Source organism: Pseudorhodobacter sp., assembly GCF_030452865.1.
Taxonomy (GTDB): Bacteria; Pseudomonadota; Alphaproteobacteria; order Rhodobacterales; family Rhodobacteraceae; genus Pseudorhodobacter.
This window is the reverse complement of sequence record NZ_JAKDLJ010000579.1, coordinates 1-1,633: the sequence shown is the minus strand read 5'-3', so window position 1 is coordinate 1,633 and position 1,633 is coordinate 1. Positions and strand designations below refer to the sequence as shown.

General features: G+C 57.7%; 1 protein-coding gene and 2 pseudogenes. All 3 read left to right on the top strand.

From position 1 onward, the window contains the following. Positions 1 to 233: pseudogene (locus L0H65_RS19625) on the top strand (alpha-glucoside ABC transporter substrate-binding protein); the annotation flags it as partial. A gap of 131 nt (positions 234 to 364) precedes the next feature. Further along, positions 365 to 1,357, top strand: coding sequence for a carbohydrate ABC transporter permease (locus L0H65_RS19620; protein ID WP_301460862.1), 993 nt, complete (start codon positions 365 to 367; stop codon positions 1,355 to 1,357). After that, positions 1,357 to 1,633 (top strand): annotated as a pseudogene (locus L0H65_RS19615) (carbohydrate ABC transporter permease); the annotation flags it as partial. The gene L0H65_RS19620 and the pseudogene L0H65_RS19615, both read left to right, overlap by 1 nt.

Below are 1,633 nucleotides of genomic sequence, written 5' to 3'. Positions count from 1 at the left end.
GCTTCCTGACCCCGTTGAAAACAGTGAACCCTGATGCTTACGGCGATCCGACCCTGAAGAAGATGGGGCAGATTCTGCTGAACGCCGATACGTTCCGCTTTGACGGCTCCGACCTGATGCCGGGCGCGATTGGTGCGGGCGTCTTCTGGACCGGGATGGTGGATTACGTTTCCGGCAAAACCGCCGAGGAGGTCACCTCCGATATTCAGCGAACGTCGGACAGCTTGAAATAGCCGGACGCGACGCTGGCCTGTGGTTTCAGCACAGGTCGGGCCAGCGCGCACGGGTTGGGGGGGGATTTTCGTCGAAACCTCTGCGCGCGCGATGCCCGAAATATCTGAAATTGTCGGTCGAGGGGAGAGATATGGATCAGTTCCTGATGGCCGGGGCGACCATCATTGTTGGCGTCTTTGGCTGCGTGTTCTATTTCTTTATGTCAAACGTCCTGCTCGACCGTATCTTTCCCGCCCGCGGCCCGAATGCCGGGGCCAATATCAACCGTGCGGGCCAGATCCGGCCCTGGCTGTTCCTGTTTCCGGCGCTTGCCTTGTTGACGCTTTACCTCGTCTATCCGGTGTTCGTTTCGGTGTATCTGTCCTTCATGGATCCCCAAGGTAAAACCTTCGTTGGCATTGACAATTACACTTGGCTGATCAACGACAGCAAATTTCGTGAAAGCATGGTCAACAATATGTTGTGGCTGGTCTTTGTGCCTGCGGCTTCGACCTTTTTTGGCCTGCTTGCGGCGGCAGTGACCGACCGCATCCGCTGGGGCAACTTCGCCAAGGCGATGATTTTCATGCCGATGGCGATTTCCTTCGTTGGCGCAGCGGTGATCTGGAAACTGGTGTATGAATACCGACCCGAAGGGCAGGAACAGATCGGCGTTCTGAATGCGGTCTGGGTCGCGATGGGGGGCGATCCGCAGACGTGGCTGACTTCGCCCATCGTCAACTCATTCCTTCTGATGATCGTCTTGGTCTGGATTCAGACCGGCTTTGCCATGGTGATCCTGTCAGCGGCGTTGCGCGGCATACCCGAAGAAACCATCGAGGCGGCGATCCTCGATGGCGCCTCACCCATGCAGATTTTCATGAAAATCAAGGTGCCGCAAATCTGGGGTACGATCCTTGTGGTCTGGACCACGATCACCATTACCGTGCTCAAGGTTTTCGATATCGTGCTGACGATGACCAATGGCCAATGGGGGACGCAGGTGCTTGCAAACCTAATGTTTGACTGGATGTTTCGCGGCAATGACACCGGGCGGGCATCAACCGCCGCCATTGTCATCATGCTGATGGTCACGCCGATCATGATCTGGAACATCCGCAACGCCGCACGGGAGGCGCGCTGATGGAAAATATCGTGGGGGTCAGGTCGCGGTTGGTCTGGGCGGTCAATCTCTGCGCGCTGGCGCTGGTGGTCCTTTGGACCTTCCCGACCTTCGGCCTGCTCGTCTCCAGCTTTCGTGATCGCGACCAGATCAGCGCGTCCGGTTGGTGGAATGCGATGTTCCCGTCGGAGGCATCGGTGCAATACCGCGCGCCGGGGCCGGATACTGCGAAACTGGTCGATGGGCTTTATACCATTGCGGGCAACATCTTTGAGGGTGGGGCGGGCAAGGTTACCA